At 62.1% G+C, this 18,294-nt stretch carries 20 protein-coding genes; 9 read left to right on the top strand and 11 right to left on the bottom strand.

Features of this window, described 5'->3' with window-relative positions; all coding sequences use genetic code 11:
- Positions 1 to 174: 174 nt before the first annotated feature.
- Entirely contained in the window at positions 175 to 1,959 is a 1,785-nt protein-coding gene (locus tag C2I19_RS16635) for an acyl-CoA dehydrogenase C-terminal domain-containing protein (RefSeq protein WP_103903776.1), read from the bottom strand.
- Between the two features lie 186 nt (positions 1,960 to 2,145).
- Between C2I19_RS16635 and C2I19_RS16630 the strand changes: the two genes are divergently transcribed.
- The 6 genes from C2I19_RS16630 to C2I19_RS16605 all read left to right on the top strand — a co-directional run bounded on the left by C2I19_RS16630 (position 2,146) and on the right by C2I19_RS16605 (position 8,750).
- Positions 2,146 to 2,703, top strand: a complete 558-nt coding sequence (locus C2I19_RS16630; protein ID WP_103903775.1) for a DUF2062 domain-containing protein — start codon at positions 2,146 to 2,148, stop codon at positions 2,701 to 2,703.
- Entirely contained in the window at positions 2,690 to 3,247 is a 558-nt protein-coding gene (locus tag C2I19_RS16625; protein ID WP_103903774.1) for an NUDIX domain-containing protein, read from the top strand. The genes C2I19_RS16630 and C2I19_RS16625 overlap by 14 nt, the downstream gene beginning before the upstream one ends.
- A complete protein-coding gene (locus C2I19_RS16620; protein ID WP_103903773.1) occupies positions 3,234 to 3,551 on the top strand; it encodes a PilZ domain-containing protein in 318 nt (105 codons plus the stop codon). The genes C2I19_RS16625 and C2I19_RS16620 overlap by 14 nt, the downstream gene beginning before the upstream one ends.
- A gap of 305 nt (positions 3,552 to 3,856) precedes the next feature.
- Positions 3,857 to 5,785, top strand: coding sequence for a PrkA family serine protein kinase (locus C2I19_RS16615; RefSeq protein WP_103903772.1), 1,929 nt, complete (start codon positions 3,857 to 3,859; stop codon positions 5,783 to 5,785).
- A 146-nt stretch (positions 5,786 to 5,931) separates the two neighbouring features.
- The gene (locus tag C2I19_RS16610) at positions 5,932 to 7,212 is read left to right on the top strand and encodes a YeaH/YhbH family protein (RefSeq protein ID WP_103903771.1); all 1,281 of its coding nucleotides are present in this window, start codon (positions 5,932 to 5,934) and stop codon (positions 7,210 to 7,212) included.
- Positions 7,209 to 8,750, top strand: a complete 1,542-nt coding sequence (locus tag C2I19_RS16605; protein WP_233201236.1) for a SpoVR family protein — start codon at positions 7,209 to 7,211, stop codon at positions 8,748 to 8,750. The genes C2I19_RS16610 and C2I19_RS16605 overlap by 4 nt, the downstream gene beginning before the upstream one ends.
- Before the next feature lie 96 nt (positions 8,751 to 8,846).
- Here C2I19_RS16605 and C2I19_RS16600 read toward each other — a convergent pair whose 3' ends face one another.
- From C2I19_RS16600 to C2I19_RS16580, 5 genes are all read right to left on the bottom strand, one after another.
- A complete protein-coding gene (locus tag C2I19_RS16600; protein WP_103903769.1) occupies positions 8,847 to 9,314 on the bottom strand; it encodes a hypothetical protein in 468 nt (155 codons plus the stop codon).
- 68 nt (positions 9,315 to 9,382) lie between these two features.
- Positions 9,383 to 10,168 carry an ATP-binding cassette domain-containing protein gene (locus C2I19_RS16595; protein ID WP_103903768.1) on the bottom strand — a complete coding sequence of 262 codons (786 nt, stop codon included), beginning with the start codon at positions 10,166 to 10,168 and terminating at the stop codon, positions 9,383 to 9,385.
- Entirely contained in the window at positions 10,161 to 11,126 is a 966-nt protein-coding gene (locus C2I19_RS16590) for a FecCD family ABC transporter permease (RefSeq protein WP_103903767.1), read from the bottom strand. Before C2I19_RS16590 ends, C2I19_RS16595 begins: the two co-directional genes overlap by 8 nt.
- A gap of 35 nt (positions 11,127 to 11,161) precedes the next feature.
- Complete coding sequence (gene dapB / locus C2I19_RS16585; protein ID WP_103903766.1) at positions 11,162 to 11,968, bottom strand: 4-hydroxy-tetrahydrodipicolinate reductase; 807 nt, start codon at positions 11,966 to 11,968, stop codon at positions 11,162 to 11,164.
- The gene (locus tag C2I19_RS16580) at positions 11,965 to 12,348 is read right to left on the bottom strand and encodes an outer membrane protein assembly factor BamE (protein ID WP_103903765.1); all 384 of its coding nucleotides are present in this window, start codon (positions 12,346 to 12,348) and stop codon (positions 11,965 to 11,967) included. The genes dapB and C2I19_RS16580 overlap by 4 nt, the downstream gene beginning before the upstream one ends.
- A 96-nt stretch (positions 12,349 to 12,444) precedes the next feature.
- On the opposite strand from C2I19_RS16580, the gene fur reads away from it, so the two are divergent.
- The 3 genes from fur to C2I19_RS16565 are packed head-to-tail and all read left to right on the top strand — an operon-like array spanning position 12,445 to position 14,304.
- Positions 12,445 to 12,873 (top strand): ferric iron uptake transcriptional regulator, encoded by a 429-nt coding sequence (fur, locus tag C2I19_RS16575; RefSeq protein WP_103903764.1) that lies wholly within the window; start codon positions 12,445 to 12,447, stop codon positions 12,871 to 12,873.
- On the top strand, positions 12,873 to 13,574 hold the full coding sequence (gene aat, locus C2I19_RS16570) for a leucyl/phenylalanyl-tRNA--protein transferase (RefSeq protein ID WP_103903763.1): 702 nt from the start codon (positions 12,873 to 12,875) through the stop codon (positions 13,572 to 13,574). The genes fur and aat overlap by 1 nt, the downstream gene beginning before the upstream one ends.
- The gene (locus C2I19_RS16565) at positions 13,561 to 14,304 is read left to right on the top strand and encodes an arginyltransferase (protein WP_103903762.1); all 744 of its coding nucleotides are present in this window, start codon (positions 13,561 to 13,563) and stop codon (positions 14,302 to 14,304) included. Before aat ends, C2I19_RS16565 begins: the two co-directional genes overlap by 14 nt.
- A 48-nt stretch (positions 14,305 to 14,352) precedes the next feature.
- Here the strand turns inward: C2I19_RS16565 and C2I19_RS16560 are convergent, their stop codons facing one another.
- The 5 genes from C2I19_RS16560 to C2I19_RS16540 form a co-directional block, all read right to left on the bottom strand.
- A complete protein-coding gene (locus tag C2I19_RS16560; protein ID WP_103903779.1) occupies positions 14,353 to 14,814 on the bottom strand; it encodes an outer membrane lipoprotein in 462 nt (153 codons plus the stop codon).
- Positions 14,815 to 14,834: 20 nt separating this feature from the next.
- A complete protein-coding gene (locus C2I19_RS16555) occupies positions 14,835 to 15,869 on the bottom strand; it encodes a quinone-dependent dihydroorotate dehydrogenase (protein ID WP_103903761.1) in 1,035 nt (344 codons plus the stop codon).
- 72 nt (positions 15,870 to 15,941) lie between these two features.
- On the bottom strand, positions 15,942 to 16,532 hold the full coding sequence (locus C2I19_RS16550) for a malonic semialdehyde reductase (protein ID WP_103903760.1): 591 nt from the start codon (positions 16,530 to 16,532) through the stop codon (positions 15,942 to 15,944).
- Positions 16,529 to 17,338 carry a flagellar motor protein MotD gene (gene motD, locus C2I19_RS16545; RefSeq protein ID WP_103903759.1) on the bottom strand — a complete coding sequence of 270 codons (810 nt, stop codon included), beginning with the start codon at positions 17,336 to 17,338 and terminating at the stop codon, positions 16,529 to 16,531. The genes C2I19_RS16550 and motD overlap by 4 nt, the downstream gene beginning before the upstream one ends.
- Before the next feature lie 16 nt (positions 17,339 to 17,354).
- Complete coding sequence (locus C2I19_RS16540; protein WP_103903758.1) at positions 17,355 to 18,293, bottom strand: S49 family peptidase; 939 nt, start codon at positions 18,291 to 18,293, stop codon at positions 17,355 to 17,357.
- Position 18,294: the final 1 nt, after the last annotated feature.

The following is an 18,294-nucleotide window of genomic DNA, read 5'->3' as shown; positions in this document are numbered from 1 at the left end:
GCAAGAAAACGCTGAAAACTTTGGGCATCCATGGCGTTGCTCCCGGTCTGCTACCGTATTCAGCATAGCTCCCAACACGGAATTGGGACATAGCCTAAGATTTTGGGCCAGATGAAAAAGCAACAGGCCGCGCTCTTGCGAAGTGCGGCCTGTCTGGATCGAGCTGAGGCTATCTTAGAAGGCGAAGTGCTCATCTGTCAGTGTCATCAGCGGCTTGGCGCCGCTCTTGATGCTGGCCTTCAGCGCTTCCGCCTCCGGCAACAGCTTGGCGTAGTAGAAGCGGGCGGTGGCGATCTTGGCGTTATAGAAGGCGTCATCGCCGTGGCCGAGTTTGGCGTAGGCGACTTCGGCCATGCGGGCCCACAGCCAGGCGTAGGCCAGGTGGCCGATCAGGCGGAGGTAGTCGGTGGCGGCGGCGCCGGCTTCGTCCTTGTCCTGCAGGCTGGCCATGCCGATGCCCATGGTGACTTCGCCGACTTCCTTCATCAGCTTGGACAGCGGATTGACGAACTCGCCCAACTGGGCGTGGCCTTCGTACTGCTGGCAGAACTTGTGGATCAGCTTGGTGAACTTGCGCAGCTTGGCGCCCTGATCCAGCAATACCTTTCGGCCCAGCAGGTCTATGGCCTGGATGCCGTTGGTGCCTTCATAGATTTGCGAGATGCGGCAGTCGCGCACCAGTTGCTCCATGCCCCATTCGCGGATGAAGCCGTGGCCGCCGAACACCTGCATGCCCAGATTGGCGGCGGTGTAGCCGTTGTCGGTCATGAAAGCTTTGGCCACAGGGGTCAGCAGCGCCACCAGATCGGCGGCGTCGGCGCGGACGGCGGCGTCCGGATGCTTGTCTTCGATGTCCAGCTGCAGCGCCAGCAGCGCGGCCAGCGCGCGGCCTGCTTCGGTGTAGGCCTTTTGCGTCAGCAGCATGCGGCGCACGTCCGGATGCACGATGATGGGGTCGGCAGCCTTGTCCGGGCACTTGGCGCCGTTCAGCGCGCGCATTTGCAGGCGTTCGCGCGCATAGGCCAGCGCGCCCTGGAAGGAAGCTTCGCCCAGGCCCAGGCCCTGCATGCCGCAGCCGAGGCGGGCGGCGTTCATCATGGTGAACATGCAGGCCAGGCCCTTGTTCGGCTCGCCTATCAGCCAGCCTTGGGCGCCGTCCAGATTGATCACGGCGGTGGCGTTGGCCTTGATGCCCATCTTGTGTTCCAGACTGCCGCAGGTGACGGGGTTGCGGGCGCCGCCGTCCAGGAATTTCGGCACGATGAACAGCGAGATGCCCTTCACATCCTTGGGCGCGTCCGGCAGGCGGGCCAGCACCAGGTGGATGATGTTGTCCGACATGTCGTGCTCGCCGGCCGAGATGAAGATCTTGGTGCCGGTGATTCGGTAGCTGCCGTCCGCGTTGGGTTCCGCGCGCGTCTTCAGCAGGCCCAGGTCGGTGCCGCAGTGTGGTTCGGTGAGGCACATGGTGCCGGTCCAGCTGCCGTCCACCAGCTTGGGCAGATAGGTTTTTTTCTGTTCTTCGGTGCCGTGGGCGTGGATGGCGGAATAGGCACCATGAGACAATCCCGGATACATGGACCAAGCGACGTTGGCCGAGCATTGCATCTCCATGATGGGGAAGGTCATGCTCTTGGGCAGGCCTTGGCCGCCATAGACCGGATCGCAGTCCAGCGCCGGGAAGCCCAGCTCGCAGTATTGCTTGTAGGCTTCCTTGAAGCCGGCCGGCGTGGTGACGGACTTGGTGGCGCTGTCGAACTGACAGCCTTCTTCGTCGCCCTGGCGGTTCAGCGGCGCGAGCTCCGATTCGCAGAACTGGGCGGCCTGCTCCAGATAGGCCTGGAAGATGTCTTGAGTGGCTTCTTCATAACCTGGCAACGTGGGGATGATGTCCTGTACCTTGATCAGTTCATTGAGAACGAAGTCAAAGTCGCGCAGCGGGGCTTGGTAAGCAGGCATTCGGTTTCTCCAGTTCGGTTGTGCGGCCTGGTGCGTGCCAGGGCGATGCGTTTTGTGATGCCCCCGGATGGAAGCAGGGTTAATTCAAACGCTTGTTTAAATTATTCCTGGGCTTTTGACAACCAAATTTCGCGCCAGCGCCCGGCAGACTGTGGCGTATCGGCAACGTAATGATTTGAATGCGGAATGACATTATTTAAACGAAAGATCCGCGCCTTCGCCGCCCGCCGGCATGAATGGTTCGCCCGCCCATCGATGCGCTGGCTGGCGCCGCATCTGGATCAGCCGGCCTTCTGGGCCTTCAATCGACGCAAGGTCGCCATGGGCGTGGCGGTCGGCTTGTATTCCGGCGTGATGCCGGGCTTCACGCAGAAGGCCACCGCGCTGGCGCTGGCGCTGATGCTGCGGGTCAACCTGCCGGCGGCGATGGTGGTATCGCTATACAGCAATCCGTTGACAGTGCTGCCCCTGTACTACCTGGCCTATCGTTTTGGACGTTGCTTACTCGGCGAGACGGGGCCGGCTACAATGACTGCGCCGCCAGGCTTATTCAGCCTGGGGCCCGCGGAGTGGCTGAGCCAGATGGCGGCCTGGCTGTTGAACTTGGGCTGGCCTTTGCTGGTGGGCATGCCGGCTTTGGGCGTGACGCTGGGGGCGGCGGGCTATCTCGCCACGCGATTGCTGTGGCGTTGGGCTGTGGTCAGCGCGTGGCATGGCAGAAAGGTGAAATGTGAATCTAGTTGAAAAGCAATTGTTTTCCGAACAAGTTTACGAGGGGAAATTTTTGTCTGTCCGCAAGGACAGGGTGGAACTGCCGGACGGCCGTGAGGCGTCGCGCGAGTACATCTCGCATCCCGGCGCGGTGGCCATCCTGGCATTGACGAGACAAGGGGAGCTGGTGCTGGAACGCCAATACCGTTATCCGGCGCAGCGCGAGTTCATCGAAATTCCCGCCGGCAAGATAGACCCGGGCGAGGTGCCGGAAGTTACCGCTCGGCGGGAATTGCTGGAAGAAACCGGCTATCGTTCGGATAACTGGGTCTACCTGGGCACCGCGCATCCGTGCATAGGCTATTCCGATGAGAAGATCAGCTACTACCTGGCGCGGGACCTGGTGCTCAGTGAGAGGCAACTGGATGAGGGCGAGTTTCTGGAGGTGCTGACCCATCCGCTAGAGGCGGCCATGGACATGGTGCTGACCGGCGAAATCTGCGACAGCAAGTCGATAGTCGGCCTGCACTGGCTGGCGGCCTATTTGAGCGGGAGGATGCGAGGTGTCCCGATTTGACGCGTACTATGATCGCCGGCGCGGCCGGCGCATCGCGATGGGTTGCAAGGCGCGCATCAAATGCCTGAGCAGCGGGCAGACCTTTTATGGCGAGTGCGTGGATCTGTCGGTCGACGGCATGGCGCTGCGCTCGGCCTTCGTGCCCCAGTATGGCGAGAAGCTGAACGTCATCGTGCTGGTGCCGGGCGTGGGCGGCGCGCCCGGCAAGCCGTTCGAGGCGGAAGTCGAGGTCAAGCGCTGCAATGAGGTGCAGCGCGGCATGATTTATGAAATAGGCGTCCGCATTGTTTTGCGGAAGAATTGATAAGCCGTTGTTTTAAAAAATTTATTCAAGAAAAATCCCAGTTGGAATTACAAGCGTTTACTAAGCTTCATCGAGTGTTACAAAAAAAATTATTTAAAAATACTCATTGATTCAAAGGCTTTTCCGTCCACGCTCCCCGGTAATGCCGGAATCCGTTCCCAGCCTGTTTTTTCGGGCCATTCCGTGCTGCTATGCTATACCCAAAAAAAGAACCGGAGACAAAGTCAGCACTCTAATTCAGCAAGGGGGACGGCCAGGGCGATTGCGACCCGGCCGCAGCCCCTGCTAACAGCCAGGAGAGAGTCATGCACCCGGATATCTTCAGTCACTACGCAGTGCGCTACGATAAAACCCGCGAAGAAGAGTACACCATCCAGGAATATCTGGAGCTGTGCAAACATGATCCGGGTGGCTACGCCACTGCTGCAGAGCGCATGTTGGCGGCCATCGGCGAGCCGGAGTTGGTGGACACCCGCCACGATTCGCGGCTGTCGCGCATTTTTTCCAACAAAGTCATCAAGGTTTATCCCGCCTTCCGAGAATTCTACGGCATGGAGGAGGTCATCGAGCAGGTGGTGGCCTATTTCCGCCATGCCGCGCAAGGTCTGGAAGAGAGGAAGCAGATTCTCTACCTGCTGGGCCCCGTAGGCGGCGGCAAGTCGTCCATCGCGGAAAAACTGAAGGAGCTGATGGAGCTGGTGCCCTTCTATTGCCTGAAGGGCAGCCCGGTCAACGAGTCTCCGCTGTCGCTGTTCAGTTATGACGAGGACGGCTCCATTCTTGAGGAACAGTACGGCATTCCGCGCCGCTATCTGAAGGGCATCCCCAGCCCCTGGGCGGTGAAGCGGCTGCACGAGTTCAACGGAGACATCGGGCAGTTCCGCGTCGTCAAGCGCTACCCGTCGGTGTTGAAGCAGATCGGGGTGGCCAAGACCGAGCCGGGCGACGAGAACAACCAGGACATCAGCTCACTGGTGGGCAAAGTAGACATCCGCAAACTTGAGAAGTACGCCCAGGACGACCCGGACGCTTACAGCTACTCCGGCGGCCTGTGCCTGGCCAATCAGGGCCTGCTCGAGTTCGTGGAAATGTTCAAGGCCCCGATCAAGGTGCTGCACCCGCTGCTGACTGCCACCCAGGAGGGCAACTTCAAGGGCACGGAAGGCTTCGGCGCCATCCCGTTCGAAGGCATCATCCTGGCCCACTCGAACGAGAGCGAGTGGAAGCAGTTCCGCAACAACAAAAACAATGAGGCCTTCCTCGATCGGATCTATATCGTCAAGGTGCCGTACTGCCTGCGCGTCAACGAGGAAATCAAGATCTACGACAAGTTGATCCGCAATTCCTCGCTGGGCAAAGCGCCATGCGCGCCCGGCACGCTGAAGATGATGGCCCAGTTCGCCGTGCTGTCTCGGCTGAAGGAGCCGGAAAACTCCAGCCTGTACAGCAAGATGCAGGTGTATGACGGCGATAACCTGAAAGACACGGATCCGAAGGCCAAGTCGCTGCAGGAATACCGGGACTACGCCGGCGTGGACGAGGGCATGGCAGGTTTGTCCACCCGCTTCGCCTACAAGATCTTGTCCAAGGTGTTCAACTTCGACCATAGCGAAGTGGCGGCCAACCCGGTGCATTTGCTGTACGTGATCGAGCAGCAGGTGGAGCGTGAGCAGTTCCCGGGCGAGACCGAGCAGAAATATCTGACTTTCCTGAAGGAATATCTGGCGCCGAAGTATGTCGAGTTCATCGGCAAGGAAATCCAGACCGCCTATCTGGAAAGCTACTCGGAATACGGCCAGAACATTTTCGACCGCTACGTGACTTTCGCCGACTATTGGATCCAGGATCAGGAATACCGCGATCAGGATACCGGTGAAATTTTCGATCGGACTTCGCTGAACGCCGAACTGGAAAAGATCGAGAAACCGGCCGGGATTTCCAATCCCAAGGACTTCCGCAACGAGATCGTCAACTTCGTGTTGCGGGCCCGAGCCAACAATGGCGGCAAGAATCCGACCTGGACCAGCTACGAGAAGCTGCGCACGGTGATAGAGAAGAAGATGTTCTCGAACACCGAGGAGCTGCTGCCGGTGATTTCCTTCAATGCCAAGGCCAGCGCCGAGGATGCCAAGAAGCATGAAGACTTCGTCAACCGCATGGTGGAGAAAGGTTATACCGCCAAGCAGGTGCGGCTGCTGTGCGAATGGTATCTGCGGGTGCGCAAGTCATCCTAAGCCGCCGGAAGCCCCGCCGTTCGCGGCGGGGCGGGAGGCGCCGGGCCGCGGTGGCCGGGCGATGAGGAGATACAACCGCGCGCGGGCAGGACAGCGGATGGCTGAGAGCGATCCGCGGTCCGCGATTGCGCGCTAGAGAGGTGGCCATGTCCCACATCATAGACAGACGCCTCAACGGCAAGAATAAGTCGGCGGTCAATCGCGAACGCTTTCTTCGCCGTTTCAAGGCGCAAATCAAGGAAGCCGTCTCCAGGGCAATCAAGGGGCGGAGCATCACCGATATCGAAAGTGGGGAAAAGGTATCCATCCCGGTCAAGGACATCTCCGAGCCGCATTTCCATCATGGGAAGGGCGGCGTGGGGGAGAACGTCCATCCGGGCAACGAGGAGTTCATCAAGGGCGACCGGATTCCACGGCCGCAGGGCGGCGCGGGCGGAGGCGGCAGCAAGGCCAGCCAGGACGGCGAGGGCGAGGACGATTTCGTGTTCCAGCTGTCGCGCGAGGAGTTCATGAATGTTTTCTTCGACGACCTGGCCCTGCCCAATCTGATCAAGACCCAGTTGATGGGCATTGAGGAGATGAAGACGGTGCGCGCCGGCTACACCAATGACGGCACGCCGGCCAACATCAATATCGTGCGTTCGCTGCGCGGCGCGCTGGCGCGCCGGGTGGCGATGGCGGCGCCGACGCTGGCCCGCCTGGACGAGGCCGAGGAGGAGCTCGATACGCTGATCGAGTCTGACGACGACAACGCCATCGAGGTGCGTGAAAGGCGGCAGAGGATACATCAGATGCGCGAGCGTCTGGCCACCATCCCGTTCATCGACCCGTTTGACCTGCGATACAACAACCGGGTCAAGCAGCCCAAGCCCACCAGCCAGGCAGTGATGTTCTGCATCATGGACGTGTCAGGCTCGATGGACGAGCAGAAAAAGGACATGGCCAAGCGCTTCTTCATCCTGCTGTACATGTTCCTGCAGCGCAATTACGAAAAGATCGAAGTCGTGTTCATCCGCCACCATACCAGCGCGGTGGAAGTCAATGAGCAGGATTTTTTCCATTCGCGCGAAAGCGGCGGCACCGTGGTGTCGTCGGCGCTGAACCTGATGAGCGATGTCATCAAGAAGCGCTATGCCAGCAGTGAGTGGAACATCTATGCGGCCCAGGCATCGGACGGCGACAACTGGGACAGTGATTCGGCCAACTGTGGCCGCATCCTGGAGGAGGATCTGCTGCCATATTGCCAATACTTCGCTTACATCGAGATCACAGAGGGCGAGCCGCAAAACCTGTGGTACGAGTACCTGAAGGTCAAGGCGCAGTGTTCGCAGTTCGCGATGCAGAAAATACGTTCGGCCTCGGACATCTATCCGGTGTTCCGCGAACTGTTCAAGCGCCAGCCGGCGGGAAGCCGGAGCGGAGCATGAAGCGAGAACGCGAGGGGGAGAGCATGAAACCGATTTCCACCGGGTCCGAATGGACCTTCGAACTGATAGGGGAATACGACCGGGCCATCCGCGAGATTGCGGTAGACGAGTTCAAGCTGGACGTCTATCCCAATCAGCTGGAAATCATCACCGCGGAGCAGATGATGGATGCCTACGCCTCAGTGGGCATGCCGGTCAATTATCACCACTGGAGCTACGGCAAGCACTTCGTTTCCACCGAGAAGAGCTACAAGCGCGGCCAGATGGGATTGGCCTACGAGATCGTGATCAACTCCAATCCCTGCATCGCCTATCTGATGGAAGAAAATTCCATGATGATGCAGGCCCTGGTGATCGCGCACGCGGCGTACGGCCATAATAGCTTCTTCAAGGGCAACTACCTGTTCCGCTCCTGGACCGACGCCTCGGCCATCATCGATTACCTGGTGTTTGCCAAGAGCTACATCATGAAGTGCGAGGAGCGCTACGGCATAGACGAGGTGGAGGAGTTGCTGGACTCCTGCCATGCCTTGATGAACTACGGCGTGGACCGCTACAAGCGGCCGCAAAAGCTGTCTCTGGCGCAGGAGCAGGCGCGGCAGGTCGAGCGCGAGCAGTATCTGCAGACGCAGGTCAATGATTTGTGGCGGACCATTCCCAGGCGGGACAAGGACGACTCTGGGAAGTCCGCGCCGCGCTTTCCCGCGGAACCGCAGGAAAACCTGCTGTATTTCATCGAAAAATCCGCGCCCTTGCTGGAGCCGTGGCAGCGCGAGGTGGTGCGCATCGTGCGCAAGGTGGCGCAGTATTTCTACCCGCAGCGGCAAACCCAGGTGATGAACGAGGGTTGGGCCACGTTCTGGCACTACACCATCATGAACCGCCTGTACGACAAGGGGCTGATTACCGACGGCTATATGCTGGAGTTCCTGCAGAGCCACACCAATGTGGTAACGCAGCCGCCGGTGACGGCGCGCTGGTACAGCGGCATCAATCCTTATGCGCTGGGATTTTCGATGTATCAGGACATCAAGCGGATTTGCGAAGCGCCCACCGATGAAGACCGAGCCTGGTTCCCGGACTTGGCGGGCACGGATTGGCGGGAGTCGCTGGAGTTCGCGATGCGCAACTTCAAGGATGAAAGCTTCATTTCGCAGTATTTGTCGCCCAAGCTGATCCGTGATTTCCGCTTTTTCGCGATTCGCGACGACGACCGCGACGACAAGCTCGAGGTGTCGTGCATCCATGACGAGGAGGGCTATCGCGATATTCGCGGCAAACTGGCCGAGCAATACAATCTGGGTTCGCGCGAGCCCAATATCCAGGTCTGGTCGGTCAATGTGCGCGGCGACCGCAGTCTGATATTGCGGCATACCATGCACAACCGCATGCCGCTGGAAGAGAACAGCGCGCGCGAAGTATTGAAGCATGTGTGCCGGCTGTGGGGCTTTGATGTCCGCTTGGAGAGCGTGGACGCCAATGGCGAGGTCAAGCAGCTGTTCGAGGTGCAGCCCAGCAAGGAAGCTTCGATGGCGTGAACGGATTCAAAGGGCTGCGGATGACAGGCAACGCTCCATCGCGTTGCCTGTTTGTTTATGGCCGAGGCGAACGGCTCGGCCGCAGGCCGCGAGCGTTCAGGCGGTGCCGCCCACCGGCGTCAGCCGGCACTGGGATCTATCTTCGAAGCTGCTGTTGGGCATGCCCCAGGCGTGGGCAAGATAAAGCTGGCCATTGGCCTCCAGCCGGATGGTGATTTCCTGGCGAAATAGCTCGGCAAGGCTGCGCGGCCCGCTGGCGAACACGATTTCCAGCGTGCCGTGGCCGTCTTCCGCCAGGCGGATGGCGGGGTGGGGCAGCACAAAGGGGAGCTCTTCCATGACCGGCCACAGGCACAGGGTGCCATCGGGTTGGTAGCCTAGCAGGGTGGACTCACGATGCAGGGTGGAACCATCGGCGCCGGTGGCGCTGTAATGCAATAGCAGCGCCCGCTGGCCAGGAAGAGGCATCCAGTTCAGGCAGCCGGTGAAGGTCTGGTCGTTGTGGTTTATGCCTTCGCCGCAAAATTGGCTAGGCAGGGATTGCAGAGCGGCAAGCAGCGGCATGGAGAGCATTCCGGTTGCGAGTGCGAGGAGGTCAGAATGGCAGGTTTGATCGCTCGGCGCAATATCCGTCAGCCGCCTTGCAGCGGAATGAAGGCGCGCCAGGGCTGGTCCGGATGCGTCAGCTCCGCCAGACGAACGCCATACACCTGTTCCAGCCTTTCGCGTTGCATCATGTCGGCCGCGGCGCCATAGCCGGCGACGCGGCCGTCGTTGAGCAGCAAGGCTTGGTCGGCGTGTCGCAAGGCCAGATTCAGGTCATGCACCACGGCCAACGCGCCTATGCCGGTTTGGCGGCATAGCGTGCGAACCTGGGCCATCAGCGCGTCGGCCAGGGCGAAGTCCAGCGCGGCGGTGGGTTCGTCCAGCAGCAGATAGCGCTCAGGATGCTCGGACAGCAACAGCTGGCACAGGGCGCGCGCCAGTTGCAGCTTCTGTTTTTCTCCGCCTGATAGTTCGGCCAGTCGGCGCCTGCGCAGGTACGCGGCGGATGCCAGCTCCAGCGCCTGGTCTATGGCGGAGGCGGTTTTTCGCCTGTCGAGAGTGGGGTGCAAATAGGCGCCGGCGGCGACTAGTTCCTCGGCGGTCCAGTCTAGCGGCGTCTGCGGATGCTGCTCCATGACGGCCCGCCGGGCGGCGAGCTGTAGACTGCCCAGCTCCATAAGCGGCCGCCCATCCAGCAGTATCTCGCCCGAGTCAGGCCGCCACAGGCCGGACAGCAATTTCAACAAAGAGCTTTTCCCGGCGCCATTCGGCCCGAGCACGATCAGCAGCTCGCCGGGGCGCAGCGCCAGGCTGATATCGTCCAGCACCGGACGGCCTTGCCGGATCAAACTGGCGTGGCGGGCCTCAAGCATGGCGACGCTCCTGCTGGCGCAGCAGCCACAGGAAGAAGGGCGCGCCCAGCAGACTGGTGATGACGCCGACTGGCAACTCCGCCGGCGCCAGCAGCGATTGCGCCAGCCAGTCCGAGCCCAGGCTAAGCCAGGCGCCCAGCAGCGGGGCCGTCAGCAGCAGGCGCCGCGCGTCGCCGCCGACCAGCTGCCGCGCCAGATGCGGGGCCATCAGACCGACGAAGCCTATCATGCCGCAGTTCGCCACTACGAGGCCGGCTGCCAGCGCAGCCAGCAGAATGACGGCCCATTCGCGGCGGCGCACCGGGAAACCCAGATAGAAGGCCGCGCCCTCGCCCAGCTGCAAGGCATTCAAGAAACGCCAGTTGCTGTGCAGACCCAGCCAGACCAGGGGCGTGGCCAGCAGCAGGATCAAGGTCTGCGGCCACTCCAGACTGGCGAAGCTGCCCATCAGCCAGAAGGTGACGACGCGCAGCGAGCCATCCGGCAGCGTGGTGATCAGCAGCGTCAGCAGGCTGCCGAGCAAGGTGCTGACAGCCAGCCCGCTCAGGATCAGGCGGTTGCCATCGCGGTCGCTGCCCAGCAGTCGGATCAGCAGCAGGGAGGATAGGCCCCCGACGAAGCCGGCTGCCGCCACGCCGTAAAGGCCGGCGCCCAGGCTCAGCGCCAGCGCCGCGGCCAGCGCGCCGCCGCTATTGATGCCGATCAAGCCGGGCTCCGCCAGCGGATTGCGGAAGCGGGCCTGCACGGCGGCGCCCGCGCTGGCCAGCAGCGCGCCGGCGCAAGCGGAAGCAAGCAGGCGCGGCAGGCGCAGCTCCAACAGCAATTGCCACTCCAGCGGGGGCTGCGGGGATAGGCGCAACAAACTGTCGATTTGCAGATGACTGTGGTGCGATAGGGAAGCGATAGCGGTGGCGAGCAGCAGGAACAGCAGCAGGGGGAGCAGCGTGGAGAGGCGCATGGGGAAAAGGAGGGGCGTTAACGCCCCTCCAGTGCTCAGCGCAGGCCGAGCACGTCCTGCATGTCGAACAGGCCGTGCGGTTGGTCGGACAGCCAGCGCGCGGCGCGGACGGCGCCGTTGGCGAAGGTGGCGCGGCTGGATGCCTTGTGGCTGATTTCCACGCGCTCGCCCAGGGCGGCGAACAGCGCGGTGTGGTCGCCCACCACGTCGCCGCCGCGCACGGTGGCGAAGCCTATGGCTTGAGGGTCCCGTTCGCCGGTGACGCCTTCGCGGCCATAAACCGCGCATTGTTTCAGATCGCGGCCCAGCGCGCCGGCGATGACTTCGCCCATGCGCAGCGCGGTGCCGGACGGGGCGTCCACCTTGAAGCGGTGGTGAGCCTCTATGATCTCGATGTCGTAGCCCTCGTTCAGCACGTGGGCGGCCATGTCCAGCAGCTTGAAGGTCAGGTTGACGCCCACGCTGAAATTGGCGGCGAACACGATGCCGATTTTTTCGGCTGCGGCGCGGATGGCCGCTTTGCCGGCGTCATCGAAACCGGTGGTGCCTATCACCATGCGCACGCCGCGCTCCGCGCAGGCCAGCATGTGTTCCAGCGTGCCTTCCGGGCGGGTGAAGTCTATCACCACGTCCGCGCCGTCCAGCGCGGCGATGAAGTCCGAGCTGATGGCGACGCCGCTGTTTCTGCCGCAGAACAGGCCGGCGTCCTGGCCGATGAAGCCGGAGTCGGCGCGGTCTATCGCGGCGTGCAGGCGAACGCCGGGCGTGTTCAGCGCGGATTCGATCAGCACGCGGCCCATGCGGCCTGAAGCGCCTACGATAACGATGTTTTGTCCGCTCATGGCTTCTTCGCCTCAGGCGCGGGCGCGGAGGCGTCCAGCAGCTTGCCCGGCGCGGCGGCCTGGGCCTGGCCTTCCACCCGCTCCAGCGTGTCGCCGTTGAAGTAGACGGTCAGCAGCTTGTCGCTGTTGGAATCCAGCTTGCCGCCTTTGGCGTCGCTATACTTGTAGTCCCAGCGATTGGCATGGAAGGCGTCGGTCAGCAGCGGCGTGCCCAGCAGGAAGCGCACTTGGGAGCGTGTCATGCCCGGCTTCAGTTTGGCGACGGCGTCGGCGGTGACGTAATTTCCTTGCTGGACCTGCACTTTGTGGGTCCAGTCAAGCGGATTGAGGGAACTGCAGCCGGAGACGGCGATGACAGCGGCGAAAATCAGGGCGCGCATGATACTCCGATTGGCTCGATGTTTATGAGGCTGTAATTAGGCAAAGCCGTCAAAAGGCTTTATCATGATTCGAAAATCGACACACTTTATATCACGATGAGCAAAGCCAGTCACCTCAAAGATATCGGACTGAAAGCCACTGGTCCGCGCCTGAAAATACTCGATCTGTTCGAGCAGGGCGATTCCGGCCATATGTCGGCGGAAGATGTGTACCGCAAGCTGCTCGCGGAAAACATCGACATCGGCCTCGCCACCATCTACCGCGTGCTGACGCAGTTCGAGCAGGCGGGCATCTTGGTGCGCCACCACTTCGAAACCGGCAAAGCCGTGTACGAGTTGAACCAGGGCGGCCACCACGACCACATGGTCTGCGTCAATTGCGGCAAGGTGGTGGAATTCTTCGATCCCGAGATCGAAGCGCTGCAGGACCGCATTGCCGAGCAGCATGGCTTCCGCATCGTCGAGCATGCCTTGTACATGTACGGCGAGTGTCCGGATTGCCTCGGCAAGGGCGGTCACCGCTGATGATTCCCTGGCTCGGCCCCGAGCCTGTCTTCCCGCCGGCGGCGCAGGCCTTGAGTCATCCCAACGGCCTGCTGGCCGCCGGCGGCGATTTGTCCCCCAGGCGCTTGCTCTGCGCCTATTCGCAAGGCATTTTCCCCTGGTTTTCCGAAGGCGAGCCCATTCTGTGGTGGTCGCCCGCGCCGCGCATGGTGCTGTTTCCCGAGGAGCTGAAGGTCAGCCGTTCGCTGGCCAAGACTTTGCGCAATCTGGATTATGAAATCCGCGTCGACACCGCCTTCGCCGATGTGATGCGGGCCTGCGCGGAACCGCGGCCAGGCCAGGACGGCACCTGGATCGTGCCGGAGATGCAGGCCGCCTATTGCCGTCTGCATGGCTTGGGATACGCCCATAGCTTTGAAACCTGGATGGACGGCGAGCTGGCGGGCGGTTTGTACGGCGTGTCCATAGGCCGGATGTTTTATGGCGAATCCATGTTTTCCCACCGCCCGGATGCTTCCAAGCTGGCCTTCGTCCATATGGTCAGGCACTTGGCCGGGCAGGGGGTGGAAATGATCGATTGCCAGATGCACACGTCGCATCTGGCCAGTTTGGGCGCCCGCTTGGTGCCGCGCGATGTTTTTCTTGCTACGCTAAAGCAAATGACAGGGCAATCCCCGCCCGGCCAAATGTGGGACTACCATTACCGCCATGAGTCATCGTGAAGCCGGCCAAGTCGCGGCCATCCATTTTTACGCCACCGCGCCGTATCCGTGCAGCTATCTGCCCGACCGGCAGGCTCGCTCGCAAGTGGCGATCCCGGCCGAGGCGATAGACAGCGGCGTCTATAGCCAACTGGTGCGGCTGGGTTTTCGCCGCAGCGGCTTTTATACCTATCGTCCCTATTGCGACACCTGCCAGGCCTGCATTCCTGTGCGCCTGCCGGTGGAGCAGTTTCAGCCCAATCGCACCCAGCGGCGGGTGTGGAAGCGCGGGAGCGAGATGAGCGCGCGCTGGATGCCGTTGAGCTTCGACGCAGAACATTACGCCTTGTACCGTCTGTACCAGCAGACGCGCCATGCCGGCGGCGGCATGTCGGAGGACGATGCGCAGCAATATTCTGAATTCATCCTGAAGAGCGGGGTGGACAGCCATCTGGTGGAGTTCCGCCTGGGCGGCGAGCTGAAGATGGTCAGCCTGGTCGATAAATTGGCCGACGGCTTGTCCGCCGTCTATACCTTTTATGACCCGGAGGATGCCCAGATGAGCCTGGGCGTCTACAACGTGCTGTGGCAAGTGGAGCAGGCGCGGGCGTTGGGGCTGGGCTATGTCTATCTGGGTTACTGGATACGGGAGTGCCGCAAGATGTCCTACAAGTCCGGTTACCATCCCTTGCAGATGCTGCGCGCAGGCCGGTGGCAGTGGCTGCCCGGCCACGGGCGGGCAGGCGCCTGAAATGGCAACGGGCCCTTGCGGGCCCGTTTTTTTGGCTGTACGGCTTGCTTAGTAAGGCACGACGCGGTCGTTGCCGCCGCCGCTCAACAGCTTGACGCGCTGATTGACGACGAAGGGGATGTCGGCTTCCTGCACGATGGAGACGGTGCGGCCGGAATCCAGCTTGACCGTGATTTCCAGCGCGTTTTTGGTCATCGCGCGCTGCGCCGCCTGGGTGCCGAAGCCGCCGGCCAGCGCGCCGACGATGGCGCCGGCGGCTTGGCCCTTGCCGCCGCCTACATTGCTGCCGGCCAGGCCGCCCAGCGCGGCGCCGCCCAGCGTCAGCAATTCATTGTTGTCGCCTTCCATTTTGACGTTTTGCACTGATAGCACCGTGCCGAACTGCACGGTTTGCGCCTGGCGCATCTGGCTCTTGGAGTAAACGGCGGCGGAGTCCGAGGTGGCGCAGCCGCTGAGGAAGCCTGCGCTCATCAGGCCGATCAGGCATGCGCGGGATAGGGTAGAGGTCATTTTCAGCTCCATTCTTCGGTTCAGTTGCGAGCTTGTAAGTATTGCGCCGCAGCCCGGCCGCATTCTCCAACCAGCTCTGGACCGCGGTAGATCAGTCCGCTGTAGATTTGCACCAGGGCGGCGCCGGCATCCAGTTTTTCGACAGCGTCATTTCCAGACAGGATGCCGCCAACTCCTATGATAGGCAGCGCGCCGTCAAGTTCCCGCGCCAGCTTGCGGATGACCGCGGTGGAGCGGCTGCGCACCGGCGCGCCGGACAGGCCGCCTGCCTCGCTTTCCAGCGGGTGGCCGGCGATTTCGGCGCGGGACAGCGTGGTATTGGTGGCGATGACGCCGTCTATGCCGTTCGCGGTCAGGAGGCGGGCGATTTCCGCGATTTGCTCGTCGTCGAGGTCCGGCGCGATTTTCACCGCCAGCGGCACGTAGCGGCCGTGCCGGTCGGCCAGTTCCTGTTGGCGGCGCTTCAGCGAGGCGAGCAGCTTGCCCAGCTCGTCGCCCTGTTGCAGCTGGCGCAGATTCTTGGTGTTGGGCGAGGAGATGTTGACGGTGACGTAGCTGGCGGCCGTGTAGACCTGATCCAGGCAGGCCAGGTAGTCATCCACGGCGTTTTCTATGGGCGTAATCGCGTTCTTGCCGATATTGATGCCGAGCACGCCTTTGAATTTGCAGCGGCGGACGTTTTCCAGCAGCGCGGCCACACCATGGTTGTTGAAACCCATGCGGTTGATGATGGCCTCGTGTTCCGGCAGGCGGAACAGCCGCGGCTTGGGGTTGCCGTCCTGCGGGCGCGGGGTGATGGTGCCGATCTCGATGAAGCCGAAGCCGAGCGCGGCCAGTGCGTCGATGTGTTCGCCGTTCTTGTCCAGGCCGGCGGCCAAGCCCACCGGGTTAGGGAAGACGATGCCCATGGCCTCCACCGGGCGGCGCGCGGCGGGGCCGGCGGCCAGCGGGGTCAAATGCAGCCGGTGCGCGCGGTCCAGCATCTTCAAAGTGTGCTCGTGGGCGGTTTCCGCGTCGAACTTGAACAACAGCGGGCGCAGCAGCGGGTACAGCATGGCATTCTCCGGGCAGACAAATGCCCGGCATTATAACCGGGCATGAGGATCAAGCCAGAATCAATTGCTGGCTTACAGGATGTGGCAGGCCTCGTCGAAGTCGAAGCGCGGCGAGCGCGGGAACAGCTTGTCGGCTTCGCCGTAACCCAGGTTGATCAGGAAGTTGGATTTGAAGCGGCCGTCCGGGAAGAAGGCGGCGTCCACTGCGGCGTTGTCGAAGCCGGACATCGGACCGCAATCCAGGCCCAGCGAGCGGGCGGCCAGGATCAGGTAGGCGCCTTGCAGCGTGCCGTTGCGGAAGGCGGTGGTGTCGATCAGCGGCTGATTGCCCTCGAACCAGCTCTTGGCATCGGCGTGCGGGAACAACTTGGGCAGGTGCTCGTAGAAGCGGGTGTCGTGGGCGACGATCACGCATACCGGCGCGGCCATGGTCTTTTCGACATTGCCTTCGGCCAGGCAGGGCTTGAGCTTGGCCTTGGCTTCCGCGCTCTTGACGAAGACGAGGCGGGCCGGCGAGCAATTGGCGCTGGTCGGCGCATGTTTCAGCAGTTCGTGCAGTTGATGCAGCAGCTCGTCGCCTACCGGCCGCGGCTGCCAGTGGCTGTGGGTGCGGGCGTTCAGGAACAGCTGTTCCAGCGTGGCGTGGGAAACGGGAGTGCTCATGGGTTTACCTCGGTTGCGGTTGGGGTGGGGGCAGAAGCTTCCGCGGCCGGCTCGCCGGATGCGTCGGACAGCACGGAGATGGTGACCCGCCGGTTGCGGGCGCGGCCTTCGGCCGAGTTATTGTCGGCGACGGACAGGTTGGCGCCGTGGCCGACGGCGACCAGGCGCTGCGGGTCTATGCCGTTTTCCTGGAACAGCCGCACCACGCCGCCGGCGCGCGCGGCGGACAGTTCCCAGTTGGAGGGGAAGATCGACGTGCGTATGGGGACGTTGTCGGTGAATCCTTCCACTCGAATGGAATTGTCCACGCCCGCCAGCAGCCGCGCCATGCTGGACATCAGCGGCAGCGACTGCTGGTTGGGCACGGCCTGGCCGACGGCGAACAGCGCGCTGTCGCGGATGTCTATATTGATGCCCTGGCTGTTGTGGGTGATGGTGACCTCGCCGCTCATCACTAGCGGACCCAGCGCCTTGGCCAAGTCCTGCGTCAACTGGCCAAGCTTGGCCGTTTCCTGCGCCGGGTGGCCGGACTTGACGGCCTTGCCTATCGGCTTGGTCTGCGGAATTTCTATCATGGTGTTGGCGCCGCCGGTGGGCGGCGTGGTTTGCACCGTCACCATGGTGCCGCTGCGGAAGGCGTCCATGATGGCGGAGGACATGACGCGGTATTTGCCTTCGTTCAGCGAGGAGATGGCGTACATCACCACGAAGAAGGCGAACAGCAGCGTGATGAAGTCGGCATAGGAGACGAGCCAGCGTTCGTGGTTCTCATGCTCCTCTTCTTGCCGCTTGCGTCTGGATGCCATGGCCGCCTCCGATGGATCAGAACAGTTGCGTGTCGAACAGCGATTTCACGCCGCCGGCGAATTCCACGCCTATGCGGCGCGCCACGCGGCTGGAGAAATCGTCCTGCTGGGTGTAATCCACGGTCTTCTCCGCCTTGACTACGTCGCGGGCGACGGACGATACGGTGCCATAGCCATCCGCCAGACCCAGCGGGATGGCTTTTTCGCCCAGCCAGACCATGCCGCTGAACAGCTGCGGGTCGTTCTTCAAACGGCTGCCGCGGCCGGCCTGCACGGCCTGGATGAATTGCGCGTGGATGTCGTCCAGTAGTTGCTGGCGTATCGCGTCGTGCTTGGGATTGACCGGCGAGAACGGATCGCCCATCGCCTTGTTTTCGCCGGCGGTCTTCAGGCGGCGGTCTATGCCCAGCTTTTCCATGGCGCCGGTGAAACCGAATCCATCCGACAGCACGCCGATGGAGCCGACGATGCTGGCCTTGTCGACGAAGATCTTGTCCGCTGCTGCGGCGATGTAATAGCAGCCGGAGGCGCATACCTCGCTGACCACGACATAGACCGGGATGTCCGCATGCAGCTTTTTCAGGCGGCGAATTTCATCGTAGACCATGCCGGATAGCACCGGGCTGCCGCCGGGGCTGTTGGCCGCGATGATGACGCCGCGGGTGCCGTGATCCTTGAAGGCGGCGTCCAGCGCCTTGATCAGTTTGTCGCCGGTGTCGTTGTCGCTGCTGATCGCGCCATCGAGCTCAATCTTGGCGGTGTGGCTGCCGTCGGCGAGTCCGGCGCCGGTTTTCTCTTCGTGGCGCAGGAACAGGCTGGCGGCGATGGCTGCGATGATGAACAGCCAGACCAGGCGGAAGAAGATTTTCCATTGCCTGGCGCGGCGCTGTTCTACGAGCGCCGAGGAGGCGAGTTTTTCCAGCAGTTGTCGTTCCCAGTTCTGGGTGTCGCTCATG

Source organism: Chromobacterium alticapitis, from assembly GCF_002924365.1.
In the GTDB taxonomy this organism is placed as follows: Bacteria; Pseudomonadota; Gammaproteobacteria; order Burkholderiales; family Chromobacteriaceae; genus Chromobacterium; species Chromobacterium alticapitis.
The sequence above is the reverse complement of the archived record's forward strand: the minus strand, read 5'-3'. Positions and strand labels throughout refer to the sequence as shown.

Coding starts and splice junctions, on each gene's coding strand:
- C2I19_RS16635 (WP_103903776.1), bottom strand. CDS start 1,959: ATGCCTGCTTACCAAGCCCCGCTGCGCGACTTTGACTTCGTTCTCAAT.
- C2I19_RS16630 (WP_103903775.1), top strand. CDS start 2,146: ATGACATTATTTAAACGAAAGATCCGCGCCTTCGCCGCCCGCCGGCAT.
- C2I19_RS16615 (WP_103903772.1), top strand. CDS start 3,857: ATGCACCCGGATATCTTCAGTCACTACGCAGTGCGCTACGATAAAACC.
- C2I19_RS16610 (WP_103903771.1), top strand. CDS start 5,932: ATGTCCCACATCATAGACAGACGCCTCAACGGCAAGAATAAGTCGGCG.
- C2I19_RS16605 (WP_233201236.1), top strand. CDS start 7,209: ATGAAGCGAGAACGCGAGGGGGAGAGCATGAAACCGATTTCCACCGGG.
- C2I19_RS16600 (WP_103903769.1), bottom strand. CDS start 9,314: ATGCCGCTGCTTGCCGCTCTGCAATCCCTGCCTAGCCAATTTTGCGGC.
- C2I19_RS16595 (WP_103903768.1), bottom strand. CDS start 10,168: ATGCTTGAGGCCCGCCACGCCAGTTTGATCCGGCAAGGCCGTCCGGTG.
- C2I19_RS16590 (WP_103903767.1), bottom strand. CDS start 11,126: ATGCGCCTCTCCACGCTGCTCCCCCTGCTGCTGTTCCTGCTGCTCGCC.
- dapB (WP_103903766.1), bottom strand. CDS start 11,968: ATGAGCGGACAAAACATCGTTATCGTAGGCGCTTCAGGCCGCATGGGC.
- C2I19_RS16580 (WP_103903765.1), bottom strand. CDS start 12,348: ATGCGCGCCCTGATTTTCGCCGCTGTCATCGCCGTCTCCGGCTGCAGT.
- fur (WP_103903764.1), top strand. CDS start 12,445: ATGAGCAAAGCCAGTCACCTCAAAGATATCGGACTGAAAGCCACTGGT.
- aat (WP_103903763.1), top strand. CDS start 12,873: ATGATTCCCTGGCTCGGCCCCGAGCCTGTCTTCCCGCCGGCGGCGCAG.
- C2I19_RS16565 (WP_103903762.1), top strand. CDS start 13,561: ATGAGTCATCGTGAAGCCGGCCAAGTCGCGGCCATCCATTTTTACGCC.
- C2I19_RS16560 (WP_103903779.1), bottom strand. CDS start 14,814: ATGACCTCTACCCTATCCCGCGCATGCCTGATCGGCCTGATGAGCGCA.
- C2I19_RS16555 (WP_103903761.1), bottom strand. CDS start 15,869: ATGCTGTACCCGCTGCTGCGCCCGCTGTTGTTCAAGTTCGACGCGGAA.
- C2I19_RS16550 (WP_103903760.1), bottom strand. CDS start 16,532: ATGAGCACTCCCGTTTCCCACGCCACGCTGGAACAGCTGTTCCTGAAC.
- motD (WP_103903759.1), bottom strand. CDS start 17,338: ATGGCATCCAGACGCAAGCGGCAAGAAGAGGAGCATGAGAACCACGAA.
- C2I19_RS16540 (WP_103903758.1), bottom strand. CDS start 18,293: ATGAGCGACACCCAGAACTGGGAACGACAACTGCTGGAAAAACTCGCC.